17 protein-coding genes are annotated in these 14,367 nt (G+C 43.3%); 5 read left to right on the plus strand and 12 right to left on the minus strand.

Annotation, left to right across the window (positions count from 1 at the left end; translation table 11 throughout):
- Window positions 1-204: 204 nt before the first annotated feature.
- On the minus strand, window positions 205-1,074 hold the full coding sequence (locus tag VP97_RS10280; RefSeq protein ID WP_050181703.1) for a nucleotidyltransferase-like protein: 870 nt from the start codon (window positions 1,072-1,074) through the stop codon (window positions 205-207).
- Between the two features lie 115 nt (window positions 1,075-1,189).
- Between VP97_RS10280 and VP97_RS10285 the strand changes: the two genes are divergently transcribed.
- A complete protein-coding gene (locus VP97_RS10285; protein WP_050181704.1) occupies window positions 1,190-1,546 on the plus strand; it encodes a YgzB family protein in 357 nt (118 codons plus the stop codon).
- Between the two features lie 44 nt (window positions 1,547-1,590).
- On the opposite strand, the gene perR is transcribed toward VP97_RS10285, so the two are convergent.
- From perR to bcp, 3 genes are all read right to left on the minus strand, one after another.
- On the minus strand, window positions 1,591-2,049 hold the full coding sequence (gene perR, locus VP97_RS10290; RefSeq protein ID WP_156153462.1) for a peroxide-responsive transcriptional repressor PerR: 459 nt from the start codon (window positions 2,047-2,049) through the stop codon (window positions 1,591-1,593).
- 116 nt (window positions 2,050-2,165) lie between these two features.
- Window positions 2,166-3,110 (minus strand): D-2-hydroxyacid dehydrogenase, encoded by a 945-nt coding sequence (locus tag VP97_RS10295; RefSeq protein WP_050181706.1) that lies wholly within the window; start codon window positions 3,108-3,110, stop codon window positions 2,166-2,168.
- A 13-nt stretch (window positions 3,111-3,123) separates the two neighbouring features.
- On the minus strand, window positions 3,124-3,591 hold the full coding sequence (bcp, locus tag VP97_RS10300; protein WP_050181707.1) for a thioredoxin-dependent thiol peroxidase: 468 nt from the start codon (window positions 3,589-3,591) through the stop codon (window positions 3,124-3,126).
- Window positions 3,592-3,719: 128 nt separating this feature from the next.
- On the opposite strand from bcp, the gene VP97_RS10305 reads away from it, so the two are divergent.
- Window positions 3,720-5,009 carry a glutamate-1-semialdehyde 2,1-aminomutase gene (locus VP97_RS10305; protein WP_050181708.1) on the plus strand — a complete coding sequence of 430 codons (1,290 nt, stop codon included), beginning with the start codon at window positions 3,720-3,722 and terminating at the stop codon, window positions 5,007-5,009.
- A gap of 157 nt (window positions 5,010-5,166) precedes the next feature.
- A complete protein-coding gene (locus VP97_RS10310) occupies window positions 5,167-6,246 on the plus strand; it encodes an FUSC family protein (protein ID WP_050181709.1) in 1,080 nt (359 codons plus the stop codon).
- A gap of 30 nt (window positions 6,247-6,276) precedes the next feature.
- Here the strand turns inward: VP97_RS10310 and VP97_RS10315 are convergent, their stop codons facing one another.
- The 5 genes from VP97_RS10315 to mutY form a co-directional block, all read right to left on the minus strand.
- On the minus strand, window positions 6,277-8,022 hold the full coding sequence (locus VP97_RS10315; protein ID WP_050181710.1) for an ABC transporter ATP-binding protein: 1,746 nt from the start codon (window positions 8,020-8,022) through the stop codon (window positions 6,277-6,279).
- 53 nt (window positions 8,023-8,075) lie between these two features.
- A complete protein-coding gene (ntdP, locus tag VP97_RS10320) occupies window positions 8,076-8,606 on the minus strand; it encodes a nucleoside tri-diphosphate phosphatase (RefSeq protein ID WP_050181711.1) in 531 nt (176 codons plus the stop codon).
- A gap of 152 nt (window positions 8,607-8,758) precedes the next feature.
- The gene (locus VP97_RS10325; RefSeq protein ID WP_050181712.1) at window positions 8,759-8,950 is read right to left on the minus strand and encodes a gamma-type small acid-soluble spore protein; all 192 of its coding nucleotides are present in this window, start codon (window positions 8,948-8,950) and stop codon (window positions 8,759-8,761) included.
- A gap of 88 nt (window positions 8,951-9,038) precedes the next feature.
- Window positions 9,039-9,782 (minus strand): enoyl-[acyl-carrier-protein] reductase FabL, encoded by a 744-nt coding sequence (gene fabL, locus VP97_RS10330; protein ID WP_050181713.1) that lies wholly within the window; start codon window positions 9,780-9,782, stop codon window positions 9,039-9,041.
- The gene (mutY, locus tag VP97_RS10335; protein ID WP_156153470.1) at window positions 9,779-10,843 is read right to left on the minus strand and encodes an A/G-specific adenine glycosylase; all 1,065 of its coding nucleotides are present in this window, start codon (window positions 10,841-10,843) and stop codon (window positions 9,779-9,781) included. The genes fabL and mutY overlap by 4 nt, the downstream gene beginning before the upstream one ends.
- Window positions 10,844-10,963: 120 nt before the next feature.
- On the opposite strand from mutY, the gene VP97_RS10340 reads away from it, so the two are divergent.
- Window positions 10,964-11,950, plus strand: coding sequence for a metal-dependent hydrolase (locus tag VP97_RS10340; RefSeq protein ID WP_050181714.1), 987 nt, complete (start codon window positions 10,964-10,966; stop codon window positions 11,948-11,950).
- Here VP97_RS10340 and VP97_RS10345 read toward each other — a convergent pair.
- The 3 genes from VP97_RS10345 to recX are packed head-to-tail and all read right to left on the minus strand — an operon-like array spanning window position 11,947 to window position 13,356.
- Window positions 11,947-12,216: a YfhJ family protein gene (locus tag VP97_RS10345; protein WP_050181715.1), complete on the minus strand. Its 270-nt coding sequence runs from the start codon at window positions 12,214-12,216 to the stop codon at window positions 11,947-11,949. The two genes, VP97_RS10340 and VP97_RS10345, sit on opposite strands and share 4 nt — an antisense overlap.
- 5 nt (window positions 12,217-12,221) lie before the next feature.
- Window positions 12,222-12,545, minus strand: a complete 324-nt coding sequence (locus VP97_RS10350) for a YfhH family protein (RefSeq protein ID WP_050181716.1) — start codon at window positions 12,543-12,545, stop codon at window positions 12,222-12,224.
- Between the two features lie 16 nt (window positions 12,546-12,561).
- Complete coding sequence (gene recX / locus VP97_RS10355) at window positions 12,562-13,356, minus strand: recombination regulator RecX (protein WP_050181717.1); 795 nt, start codon at window positions 13,354-13,356, stop codon at window positions 12,562-12,564.
- A gap of 87 nt (window positions 13,357-13,443) precedes the next feature.
- Here recX and VP97_RS10360 point away from each other — a divergent pair, with 87 nt between their 5' ends.
- Window positions 13,444-14,352: a TIGR01777 family oxidoreductase gene (locus VP97_RS10360; protein WP_050181718.1), complete on the plus strand. Its 909-nt coding sequence runs from the start codon at window positions 13,444-13,446 to the stop codon at window positions 14,350-14,352.
- The last annotated feature ends 15 nt before the right edge of the window (window positions 14,353-14,367 follow it).

Here is a 14,367-nt window from a genome sequence, read left to right on the forward strand (position 1 = left end):
TTCAGTTTTCAATGTTCAATATTACTTAGCGTCGTTGCGCTTAAAACTTCAAACAGCGACTTTTAAATAATATCACGACGCCTTTCTTGCGTCAATCATTATTTTTCATTTTGTCGACCGCTTTTGTTTTACCTATCAGCGACGCTAATTAATATACCATTAGACAGGTCTGCAAGTCAATCACTTTTATAAAAAAAAGATCGATTATTTTTTCACTTGATAGTACCGGTGAAATACACCCTGTCCTTTTGTTTGAACAGAGATAACTTGGACAAGCTGCCGGTCAATTAAATATTCTACCAGCGTAACAAGATCGACTGCATAATGCATCACTTCTTCTTGATTGAGCAATTCATTGATCGTCCACCATTCTTTTTCTCTCATTAAAGAAAGCAAGTGGTCAGCTCCACGTTCCGTTCGGGAATGAATTAAAAATTCGCTTGCTAAAAAAAGAAGCTCTAATCTTTTTTGTAAATTTTCATCGCTTGTCAAAAGTTCTTCATAAAGCTTATAAATTTCTGGTTCAATATGCCGGACTTGATTCCATACTGTCAGTTCCGGGTAAAACCCATTTTCAATAATAGAAAGCCGGGCAAGATGGTGTAAAGAATGAAGCACGTGATTATAAGCATCTAAAAAATGTCCATCATTAAAAAAAGCTTTACCATCTATATAACGCTTAATTAGCTTAGCAAATTCGATTGTCATTTTAATTTTACGTCCGTAAAATGGAAAATCGCGCATTTCTGTTTTTAATTCCTGCACATATTCGTTACGATCAAATAAAATCCGTCCATGGTATAGCCATTCAATAACTTTCCGATTTGAGCCTAAAAGAAGCCATTCCTTTAATTGTGCTTCTGTAACAATATACATAGAAGCTGTTTCTTCATTTCTATCTACGTAATGTTTAATAAATACAGGTTCTTCTGCTTCTTTTACGATGATAAGCAGAATAGAATCAAAATTTTCCGTAAACGCCCGGTTTTGTTCATTTTTTTGAACAGCCAGCACCCCGAGTGTGTTTTGCTGACTTGTCCGCTCTTGATATAAAGGACGCAAGAGATCTTCCACTTCTTTTCCTCCAGACATTTAAATTTCGTTTTGATTAATTTCGACATAAAATGTCGAATTCCTTCCAGAAGCCAACAATGATTATGTGATATAGTGATTTATAGGGGGATGAGACATGGCCAAAAAATATTCCAGCAAAATTAATAAGATTCGCACCTTTGCCCTAAGCTTGATCTTCATTGGATTTGTTGTGATGTACGGCGGCATTTTCTTTCGGGAAAGCGCCCTTGTCATGACGCTTTTCATGCTGCTTGGCCTTTTATGTATTGTGGCCAGCACCGTTGTTTATTTTTGGATTGGCATGTTGTCCACCAAGGCGGTACAAGTAGTTTGCCCAAGCTGCCAGAAGCCAACAAAGGTGCTTGGCCGCGTAGACATGTGTATGCATTGCAGCGAACCGTTAACGCTTGATGCTTCCTTAGAAGGAAAAGAATTTGATGAAAAATACAATCAAAAGAAACGCTTTGAGTAAACGGATGCTAAAAAACCTCCATACCCTTATGGGATGGAGGTTTTTTAATGAAGATCTTTATGGCTGCATTCTGCACACGTTCCGTATACTTCCATGCGGTGATGACTAATTTTAAAGCCTGTTACGTGAGCTGCAAGCTGCTCAACCTCATTGAGTCCTGGATAGTGGAAATCCACAATTTTACCGCAATCCTCACAAATAACGTGATAATGATCGGTCGTAACAAAATCAAAACGACTCGATGTATCACCATATGTTAATTCTTTTACGAGGCCTACTTCACGAAACACTCTTAAATTATTGTATACAGTGGCCACGCTCATATTGGGAAATTTCCCTTCAAGTGCTTTATAAATATCGTCAGCCGTTGGATGTGTCATCGACTCCACTAGAAATTCAAGAATCGCATGTCGCTGAGGAGTAATGCGGACACCCGTTTGCTTCAAAGTATCAAGTGCTTCCTTCAGCTGATCTTGAGATTCATGTACATGTGTATGTGACAAAGACAGACACCTCTTTTCTTTCTGAAAAGGATTATTACTTTATAATCTTTATAAATAGTGTACAGCTAACTAAGGCATATTGTCAATGCCAAACAAAAAACCGGCTGACCGCCGGTTTAATATCCTTTTGATACATCGATAATGTTTGCATACTCACCGCCGTCTATAAAGCAATGAAGATTATGTTCAAAAATTTCTATCGCCCGTGGAACATATCTTTCTGTCACACTGGAAATATGCGGGGTGACTGTAATACCCGGATGCCTCCAGAATGGATGACCTTCAGAGAGAGGCTCTTCTACAAATACATCCAGGTAGGCATGGGCAATTTCCTCATCATTGATAGCCGAAAGCAACACTGTTTCTGACACGAGATCCCCGCGTCCAATGTTAATAAAAACAGCAGAGTTCTTCATCGCTTGAAAGTGTTCTGACTGCAAAGCGCCCACGGTATCCGGTGTACTCGGCAGCACGGATACAACAAAATCCGCTTTATGGACAGCTGCTGTAAGTTCTTCAATGGAAAAAACGCGGTCAAATCCAGCTGCTGGGTGCCCGCTTTTATTCACTCCCACTGTAGTCATGTGGAAGGCTTTGGCAAGGCGGGCGATCTCCTGGCCAATTGCACCTGTGCCAAGAAGGGTGACTTCTTTTCCGTACAATTCCCCGAGAGGCAGCTGCTTGTTCCATGTTTCCGTTTGTTCAAGCCTTCTTAGCTCGGCAAAACGTTTTACATGATCCAGCATAAATCCGATTGTAAATTCCGCCATTGGGGTTTTATGTATACCTTTTGCGTTCGTAAGGAGAATATCCCGCTCCTTGATCGCCTGCAGCGGCATTTCCTCAATACCAGCTGATACAACCATAATCCATTTCAGCGACTCACACTCATCAATTAATTCCTTTGTTAGGTCTCTGCCAAATGTAACAATAATTTCCGCTTCGTGAAGCGGACGTGCTTCATCAATATGTTTATAAAATGAAAAAGTTTCATTCGGAAATTTTTTTTGAAGGTCCGCTTGAATTACGCGAGGCGGACGGAATGTGAATAAAATGTTCAACGTGTAACCTCCTTTAGTTCAATTCTTTAACAGCCGCCAGCACATCATCTACGTGGCCTTTAACACGTACTTTCCGCCATTCTTTCACAATGATTCCTTCTTTATTAATTAAAAAAGTCGACCGTTCAATTCCCATGTATTCCTTACCAAAATTCTTTTTAAGCGTCCAGACACCATATTCCTCTGCTGCTTCCTGTTTCTCATCCGCCAATAATATAAAAGGCAGTTCATGCTTTTGAATGAATTTTTGATGCCGCGACACTGGATCGGGACTCACGCCAATTACAACAGTATCATAGTCGGCAAACATGCTGTTCTGGTCACGAAAGTCGCATGCTTCTGTGGTGCAGCCCGGCGTCATATCTTTCGGATAAAAATAAAGAACAACGTTTTTTCCTTTTAAACTGGTAAGGTCGACCGTCCTGCCCTCTTGATCTGGCAAAGCAAAAAACGGAGCCTGTTTTCCTGTTAAATCTAGCATGCTCTTTCCTCCTTTTTCTTTTAGCGTAGCGAATCGAATCCAAAATGGCAACTCGAAAGCGAAGCATTGATTCCTTTTCTCAAGAGGTCTACAATGGAACAGGAAAACAAACCAGGAGGCTCTTCATTATGAATTTTTCAAAATCAGATGCGCTTCACCAAGAAGCAATCAAGCACATTGTTGGTGGTGTAAATAGCCCATCCCGTTCCTACAAAGCAGTTGGCGGAGGCTCACCTGTTGCGATGGAACGTGGTGCAGGTGCTCGCTTTTGGGATGTGGACGGAAATGAATACATTGATTACCTGGCAGCATATGGACCTATTATTACGGGACATGCACATCCGCATATCACAGAAGCGATCATAAAAGCAGCGCAAAATGGTGTTTTATTCGGCACTCCCACCGAGCACGAAGTTACATTTGCCAAAAAGCTAAAGCAGGCAATGCCGGCACTGGATAAAGTGCGATTTGTGAACAGCGGTACAGAAGCAGTTATGACAACGATTCGCGTAGCGCGCGCCTACACAAAACGAGATAAAATCATTAAGTTTGCGGGCTGCTACCATGGACACTCCGATTTAGTGCTTGTTGCTGCCGGGAGCGGGCCTTCTACTCTCGGTACCCCTGATTCCGCCGGTGTACCAAAAAGCATCGCCCAGGAAGTTATTACTGTTCCGTTTAATGAAACCGAGCCATTAAAAGAAGCACTCGAAAAATGGGGTGACAACGTAGCGGCAGTTATGATCGAACCGATCGTCGGCAACTTCGGCATCGTTGAACCGAAACCAGGCTTTTTAGAAGAAGTAAAACGACTTACCCACGCGGCCGGCGCGTTACTTATCTTTGATGAAGTAATCTCCGCTTTCCGGTTTATGTACGGTGGTGCTCAAGATTTACTCGGTGTCACACCGGACTTAACAGCGCTTGGAAAAATTATTGGCGGCGGCCTTCCAATCGGCGCTTATGGCGGACGTGCAGATATTATGGAAGAAGTTGCCCCTCTCGGACCCGCTTATCAAGCTGGAACGATGGCTGGAAATCCTGCTTCCATGCTGTCTGGAATTGCCTGCCTGGAAGTGATTGAAAAAGAAGGTGTATACGAAAAGCTAGATCAGCTTGGAGCAATGCTTGAAGAAGGGCTTTTACAAGCAGCGGCGAAATCAAACATTCCTGTAACGATTAACCGATTAAAAGGAGCCTTGACGATTTATTTTACTGATCAAAAAGTGGTAAATTACGAGCAGGCAGAAGCAACAGACGGAGAGCAGTTTGCCAGGTTCTTTAAAGAAATGCTGTATCGCGGTATTAATCTTGCTCCATCTAAATATGAAGCCTGGTTCCTGACGACGGCGCATACAGAAGAAGATATTCAAACAACAATAACAGCCGCGGAAGAAGCATTTGCTGCGTTATCTTAACATAAGGGAAACGTCTTCAATTTGAGGGCGTTTTTTTTCACTTTTCTTTTACTTGCAATGCTTTTCTTTCCGTTGTATAGTACAGTTTGTTTGATTCGCAAAAATTTGCGGTAAATACGTATTTATACAATTCTTTAGGAAAGGAATTATTCATCAAATGAAGCTTGGAGCCCGCATTTTCAAAACGGGAATTGCTATTGTACTGGCTCTTTACCTTGCAGAGTGGCTGAATCTGCCATCACCAGTTTTAGCAGGAATTGCTGCCATATTTGCCATACAGCCAAATATTTATCGGTCTTATTTAACAGTTATTGAACAAATTCAAGCGAATGTTATCGGAGCTGTTTTAGCTATCCTTTTCGTTCTTGTGTTTGGAAATCATATTATTATTGTTGGTATGGCTGTGATCATTTCGATTATTTTATTGCTTAAATTCAAGCTTGAAAAATCAATTCCGATCGCCCTTGTCACAATCGTCGCGATCATGGAAGTACAAAATGACCAGTTCGTCCAATTTTCGATGATTCGCATGTTTAACATCTCAATCGGCGTCTTGTCTTCGTTTTTAGTAAACCTGGTTTTTCTGCCGCCGCAGTATGAAACAAAATTGTTTTCTTCAATCAACCAGTTAAATGAAGATGTCCTGAAGTGGATTCGTATTACTTCTCGGAATGCGTCTGAATCTTATTTGCTAAAAAAAGATATTGTCCGGCAGCGTGAAAAGCTAATAAAGATCGACAACATGTTTCTTCTTTACAAAGAAGACCGGACACCGTTAAAGAAAAATCTTCGAGCAAAACAGCGGAAAATCGTGCTTTATCGAAAGCTTATTTTAACAACGAAAAAAAGCATGGATATTCTACAGCGGCTTAATCAATATGAAAATGAACTTCACCATTTAAACCCTCAATTGCTGCGTACAATGCAGGATCATCTTGATTGCCTTGTCAGCTATCATGAGCACCTGCTTCTCCGCTTTGTCGGCAAAGCAAAAACGACGGAAACCTCCGAAGAATTGTTTGAGCCGTGTATGAACCGGGATGAATTTATGCACATGTTTACTGATGAGATTTATAAAGAAAACAAAGAAGAAATCATTTCCTCTATCCATCTTCTTCATATTGTATCGTCTGTTTTAGAGTATGGAGAGAAGCTTGAGCATCTGGATCATTTGATGACAAGTTTTTATAAGTATCATACAGATGATGAAGCACCGGAATACAAAGAGGAAGAATAAAAAAGCAATGCCGTATTTGGCATTGCTTTTTTATTGGTTCAATTGCTGGACCTGAAACAGCTTCCAGTAACCGCCTTGTTTTTTCATTAGCTCATCGTGCGAGCCATCTTCAATTACTTCCCCATGCTCAATTAAAATAATGCGGTCTGCATGGGTAATTGTCGATAACCTGTGCGCGACAATAAAAGTTGTCCTTGTTTTTGCCAGTGCTTCAATCGCTTCCTGGATCAAATGCTCGCTTTCTAAATCAAGAGCGGATGTCGCTTCATCCAAAATAAGCAGCGGCGGATTTTTTAAAAACACACGCGCAATCGCAATACGCTGCTTTTGACCTCCAGACAGTTTTACACCACGTTCACCAACTTTTGTTTCATAGCCATTCGGCAGTGCCATAATAAAATCATGTGCATTCGCCGCTTTAGCCGCTTCTAAAACTTCTTCCTCCGTCGCATCAGGGCGCCCAAGCAGAATGTTTTCGCGAACTGAATCGCTGAAGAGAATATTATCCTGCAGTACCATGCCGATTTTATCGCGAAGAGAGCGTACTTTAAAATCCCGGATATCTGTACCATCGAGTAAAATGCGGCCGTCTGTTACATCATAGAAGCGGGGAATCAGGCTGACAAGAGATGACTTGCCGCCGCCGCTCATGCCAACGAGGGCAACCGTTTCCCCTGCTTTTACGTGCAGGTGGACATCACTTAAAACGAGCTCTTCTTTTTCATCGTACCGGAAATCCACATGCTCAAATACAATATCGCCTTTTACATCTCGACATTCCACGGCGTCTTCTTTATCGGTAATATCGTATTTTTCATCCAGGAGCTCAAATACACGGTCCATTGATGCAATGGATTGTGTGAGCGTAGTGGATGAGTTAACAAGGCGGCGCAGTGGATTATATAAGCGGTCAATGTAAGCAATAAAAGCCGCCATTGTCCCAACCGTTAAGTTTCCATCAATGACTTGAAGACCCGCATATCCGATGACTAAAAGCGGTGCAATATCGGTCAAGGTATTAACTACAGCAAATGCTTTGGCATTCCAGGCTGTTTGATCAAGCGCTTTTTGTAAAAAGTTTCGGTTATGCTTTTGAAAACGCTCCTGTTCCACCGGTTCAATAGCAAAGCTTTTAATGACCGGCATTCCCTGCACCCGTTCATGCAAATGACTTTGCACCTCTGCCAGTGCCTGTGAGCGCACACGTGTGAGCCGGCGCAGGTTGCCAAAGAAATACTTGACGCTCAGTCCGTAAAAAGGAAACACAATGAGGGCGACAAGCGTTAATTTCACGTCCATCGTCATCATAATAACAGCGGCGATCACAATTGTCGCAGCATCCAGCCAGACATTCATCAGTCCAGTAATAACAAAGTTTTTCGTTTGCTCTACATCATTAATAACACGCGAAATCACTTCACCAGCACGCGTGTTGGCATAATATTTAAAACTGAGCTGCTGAATATGCGCAAACAGCCGGTCGCGGATATCATATAATATTTTGCTTCCCGTCCATTGGGCAAAGTACTGCCTGTAATATTCCACAGGGTACCGTATGATGATAAATAAAATGAGCATAAGTCCAATAACCAGATACAGCTGCTCTTTTTTATCTGCCACACTCATGGAACCGCCGATAATATCATCAATGACATATTTAATTAAAATGGGCAGCAAAAGCGGTATGCCAAATTTTAAAATCCCAATGGCCAGCGTACCAGCAATCTGCCATTTGTATGGTTTCACAAACTGCATATACCGTTTGATTACATCCATTTTTACCCCCCTTATCCACAACGAAAAAACCTGTTGAGAACTTCAACAGGCATTCAGCGGCACAGCTGAGAATATTTTCCGTACCAGCGTTCAATAAAACCGGGAGAAAATGGCCCTTTTTTCTGCTCGATTAAATGAAGCAGATGATCCATATTTCGCCTCAGGATTTTATCAATCACTTCCGGGTAATTCATTTCACGGCTGTGCTGTCGGTACTCGTCTTCGTCCAGCAGAATGTACGTCATATCAGGAAAAACTTTTACGTCAAGATCATAGTCAATATACTTGAGCGCTCCCTGGTCAAACACGAATGGTGAACTGATGTTGCAATAATAGTGAATGCCATCTGCACGCAGCATGCCAATCACATTAAACCATTTGCGTGTGTGAAAGTAGCAGATCGCCGGCTCGCGTGTTACCCACGTACGTCCGTCTGATTCTGTTACAATTGTCCGATCATTACCGCCAATTACAATATTTTCAGTTGCTTTTACGACAACTGTTTCTTCCCACACCCGATGAATGTGGCCATTATGCTTGTAGCTGTGAATCTGAACCGATTCACCTTCTGCAGGAATCTCCATCGTTGTCCCCTACTTTCCAGCGTCACATGCTTTTTTTTATTCCCTTCTTGCACGGACGGTAAAACGTTTCTTTTTTATTATACCGGTTAAAAGGACAAATGAAAACAAATGAAGCCCCGGCATCATTGCCGGAGCTTCGTTTGTTTGGCTTTTTAGCCGTTTGTTGTGGAGTTTTTCTTACGTGCTGCAGATTTCGCGTTTTGTTGTTGCACTTCCTGCACATTTGTTTCAGAAGCAAATTCTTCTGCATAGTTCTGGCCTTGGCCTTGAGCAGATGCAGCATTTTGCTTTTTCACTACGTTTACGTCTGTGCCGGCTGTTGTTTTGTTACGATTGTTTGGCATGTTCTTCACCTCTGCAGTTTATTTGTGGCCCTTGCCTGCTCCACGTTGATTATATTGACCAAAAAGAGGAGAGGTTATGCACAAAAAATTAAACAAGAAGTGAACGCCCACCGTCCACAATAATCGTCTGTCCGCGAATCATGAATGCACCTGGTGACGCTAAAAACAGGACGGTCTGTACAATATCATCGATTTCCACAATGCGGCCAGCCGGCGTATTTTCCCTGGCATCCGCCAAAATTTCATTACGATTTGAAAAGTGCTTCAGCGCCTCTGTGTCGATGGCTCCGCCTGATACAGCATTTACTACAATGTTTTTCGATGCCAGTTCTACCGATAAATAACGGGTCAATGCTTCCACAGCTGCTTTTGACACACCAACTGCTGTATAGTTTTTCAAGTAACGAATCGAACCGAGCGAGCTAATGCTGATAATGGAGCCTCCGCCGTTTTTTTCCATTAATGCTGCCGCTTCCTGTGCACAAAATAAAAGAGCCTTGCTGTTAATATCCATCGTCCAATCCCAGTGCTTTTCTTCAAGCTCCATAATTGGACGCTGCACGCCTGAGGCTGCGTTATTAATAAAAAGATCGAGGCGGCCAAATTCCTGGCGAATGATCTCAAACATCGCTTTGATCTTTGTCGTGTCACCAACGTTTGCTTTAACAACTAAAGCGCGGCGGCCAAGTGCTTCAATTTCTTTTGCCGTTTCGTCGGCCGCTGTTTTGCTGCGTGCATAATTTATAACGATGTCATATCCCTGCTTTGCAAGCGCAATAGCAATGGCTTTGCCGATGCCTCGGCTTGATCCTGTTACAAGTGCTGTTTTCATTTGCCCATTCCTTTCACATGCTTCCAAATTTTTTGATGGGAAACCGGAAACGCATAGGTTTCTACTTCCTGAACCGGCACAAATGCCGTCCGGTCTTTTTGTACCTTTACATCAACTGTCCCGACGTAAACATCAATTTCCCACGTTAAATGAGTAAAAACATGTGTGATATCTGTTACTTTTTCCGATCCAATATGAACCGTCATACCGTATTCTGTTTCCATGTACGAGGTTAAAGCACCGCGCGGGTTTGTTCCTGCAGGCAGCTCCATATTAGGAAATTGCCATAGCTTTGCTAACAAACCGGTTTCCGGTCTTTTTTCAATCAGGACTGTTCCGTCTGCTGCCTCCAAAACAACAGCAGCCATTCGACATTTTTTATCTGATTTTTTTCTTGTTTTCACCGGTAATTCACGCTGGACACCTTCCTCAAATGCCTGGCAATGATTTTGAACCGGGCACAATAAACAGGATGGTGATGTCGGTGTGCAGATTATGGCTCCCAGCTCCATCAAAGCCTGATTGAACGAGGACGGGTCTTCTGTATAAATCAAGCGGCGAACCGCTTCTTCAAATACTTTGCGCGTAGATGGCCTGGCGATATCGTCCCATATTGTTAAAATACGGGACAAAACACGCATAACATTGCCATCTACTGCCGGCTCAGGCAGCCCATAAGCGATGCTCAGCACTGCTCCGCCTGTATAAGGTCCTACTCCTTTAAGGGCCAGAAAAGCATCTCTGTCAGACGGTACGGTGCCGCCATAACGCTCTGAGACCTCCTGAACAGCCGACTGCAAATTACGGACACGCGAATAATATCCGAGGCCCTCCCACGCTTTCATTACAGCTTCTTCATCGGCCGCTGCTAATGATTCAACCGTCGGGAACTGGTCCATAAACCGGTTAAAATAGGGAATAACGGTTTCCACTCGCGTCTGCTGAAGCATAATTTCGGAAACCCAAATTTTATATGGATCGCGTTCATGCCGCCATGGCAAATCACGCTTTTCTGCTTCGTACCAGTTGACTAAATCCTGTTGAAATTTCTTGATGTTCATTTGCTCTAATGTACGGTTTTCCAGCAAATTAATCCTCCCTCTGCTTTCTCCATGTTACAATAGACTTGAATTCGGGAATACCACTTGTATGAGACTTTTTTAAAAAGGAGGCTGTCCTTATTGGATACTGGCACGCATATCGTCATGGGCTTTGCACTCGGCGGTCTTGCAACACTTGATCCAGTCGTTGCCGCAGATCCTGCCACTAAATACGCCGTTATGACAGCCGCTGTCATCGGTTCGCAGGCCCCTGATATTGACACTGTTTTAAAACTCCGCAATAACGCGGTTTACATTCGAAACCATAGGGGCGCTACCCATTCTATTCCAGCGGTTTTAATGTGGCCCCTTCTCATTACAGGTGTACTGTTTTTGCTTTTTAGAGAAGCCGATGTATTCCACCTCTGGCTCTGGGCACAAATCGCAGTTTTCCTGCATGTATTTGTTGATATCTTTAATGCGTATGGTACACAGGCACTTCGCCCGTTTTCCTCTCGCTGGGTGGCTCTTGGTGTCATCAACACATTTGATTCGTTTATTTTTACCATGCATGTAATTGGACTTTTGCTCTGGTGGTTGGCCGGTTTTGACCCCGCCTTCACGTTCGTCGTTGTATATGCGGTTTTATTTGTTTATTACGTGCTCCGCTTTCAAATGCAGGGAGCGATACGCGAGTCCGTCCGCCGTTTGATTCCAGATGCGGAAGAAATTATTATCGCACCCACCATGCGCTTTAATCAATGGCGGATTGCCGTAAAATCACCACAGCACTTTTATGTGGCGAGAGGCTACCGCCGTTCAGTAACGATTCTTGATAAATATAAACGTGTTCCTGTGCCGGATACACCATTGTTCCAGGCGGCCAAAAGGGATAAAAATTTAGATGCCTTCCTTCACTTCTCACCTGTTTACCGGTGGGAAATGTCTGAATACGATGACTGCTACGAGGTAAAATTTATTGATCTTCGCTATCGCAGTAAAGAGTACTATCCGTTTGTCGCGGTTGTGAAGCTTGATATGGATTACAACATTATCGGTTCGTATACAGGCTGGATTTTCAGTGAAGAAAAGCTTCGCAAGAAATTAACCTTCTTACCCGGTGATTAATGAGTGACATCATTAGAGTCATCCAGTAAATGTTTATATTTCGGGTTGCGGGCAGCAAACTCATGCAGGTTTGCACCGTAGCTGTCGATCAGCTGAGCAACCATTTTCTCAGTCCGTTCTTTTCCTTGATACTCATAGCCCGCCTTGGCGTAGGTCGCTTCAAAATCTTCCCATAAAAGTTCGACCCACGTTCTAGCACGGGCAGTAGACAGGCGGCTGTTTTTCTCAAGCAGCCGCTTTGTTAATGCTTGAAATGTTTCTTCCATTCTGATTACACTCCTTTATTTAATAGCGAAATAGGGATGCCTTCTTCTCTTCCATCTCCGTTTAAACGGTACCCCCAGGCAAAAACACCATTCATGTACTCCACTTTAAAGTATTGGCCTGGATCAGTCGTTAACTCATACAGTCTTCCCGGTTCAAAATCATCTGGATTCATCAAATAGGCCTGCGCCATTGTTACTCTTCGGTCATACACGGCAAATTCATTTACAATACCAAGCTGCTCTGCTTTCCGTGCTTTTTCCCGAAGCCGGGCAATTTCCTGCTTTAATTCCGTTTCATTCATACCGCTATATCGTTTTTCCTGTTCCATGCTCGCTCGTCCCCTTTTATTGTTCTTCTAACAGGCGGTCAATCGCCTGATCTATGTCTGATAAATCAAATCCTTTTCGATAAAGTGCCGCCTTCATCTTATGACGATACTCTCTCTCTTCAAGCGACCGATAGCGCCGATGCGCTCTTTCCGCCTGGTGCATTAATGCCTCCATTTCCACTTCCTTGTCCGGCTCGGCAGCTGTTGCAGCCCTTTTCACAATATCAATAGAGTATCCTTTTGTCACCAGGTACTGCTCTGCTTTTTTTTGCTGCAAAAAAGCAGAATCCCGCTTGAATTTTTTGAGCTGCTTTTCAAACAGGGCAGCTGCTTTCTCCAGCTGATCTTCTTCGGTATACTGCCCGATTAAAAGGGACGCCGTATGATCGTCGATGCCTTTTTCCTTCAGCTCGCGCAGGATTAGCTTTGGCCCTTTTTCTGTTGTTTGAATCTGCGTCTTAATATAGGCATCTGCAAACTGTTCATCATTCAAATAACCCATCGACTCCAGTCGCCCCATAATTTCTTCCCAGGCACCCGGATCGATTTCTTTTTTTTTCAAATAATCGATCACTTCTTTTTTTGACCGCATGCGAAGAGATAAAAATTGAATGGCTGTGTTGACGCCGCGATAAACACCATCGCGCACAGTAATTGTTTCAATGTCTGCTTCGGTCAGTACGAGTCCTTTTTTCAAATTAAATTCTATCAGGACCGCTTCATCAGCGCTGAATGCATAATTGCCGTCAATATCTATATTATAGCGGTCGATGCGCTTTTGCTGTACCGCTACTTTCGTTACTACGCCCATTTACAGCCTCCTTGGCACATTCATTTAGTTTGTTTTTCCAGATGAAAAGGTAAAATACTATATAGCAAAAGACTGGAGGTCTTCATAATGAAAGCAGTGATCGCAGGCGGAACAGGATTTGTCGGCAAAGAGCTGACAAACGAGCTGATCCGCCACGGATACGATGTTACTATTTTAACGCGAAATCCCGGAAATAAGAAGGAAGAAGAACACCTGCACTATGTAAAATGGCTCGTAGACGGGGCAAACCCGGAAGCTGCGCTAGAAGGAACAGACGTATTTATTAATCTGGCCGGTGAATCTATTAATAGCGGGCGCTGGACTGAAGAAAGAAAAAAAAGAATATTGAACAGCCGTATAACCGCTACCCGTGAAATGATCCGAATTATGAAGACGCTCAAGCAAAAACCTGCAGCTTTTATTAATGCGAGTGCGATCGGTATTTATCCGGTGTCTGACACGGATATTTTTACTGAATCATCCAATGTAGCCGGCAGCGGGTTTTTAAGCCATGTTGTCAACAGATGGGAGCGTGAAGCTATCGAAGCGGACAAAGCCGGAATTCGAACGGTACTGGCCCGGTTTGGTGTCGTATTAGGTACAGAAGACGGGGCACTCCCCCGTATGGCCGCTCCTTATAAAATAGGTGCAGGCGGCAAAATCGGCTCGGGCCGCCAGTGGATGTCCTGGATTCACGTATGGGATGTTGCCAGAGCCATTCGATTTGCAGCAGAGCATGAAACAATAGAAGGACCAATGAATGTAGTGGCACCAACTCCCGTGAGGATGAACGACCTTGGCAAAACACTTTCAAAGGTGCTTGGCCGCCCGCACTGGCTACTCGTTCCTGAATCGGTGCTGAAAATGGCGCTTGGTGAAATGAGCACCGTTGTCCTGGACGGTCAGCGCGTGCTGCCACAAAAACTCACGAATGCTGGCTTTGTTTTTCAATTTCCTCTCATTCGCGGAGCACTGAATGATCTATATCCAAATTAAAGAAAAAAGCACGAA

Origin of the sequence: Domibacillus robiginosus, assembly GCF_000966195.1 — a bacterium.
Taxonomy (GTDB): domain Bacteria; phylum Bacillota; class Bacilli; order Bacillales; family Domibacillaceae; genus Domibacillus; species Domibacillus robiginosus.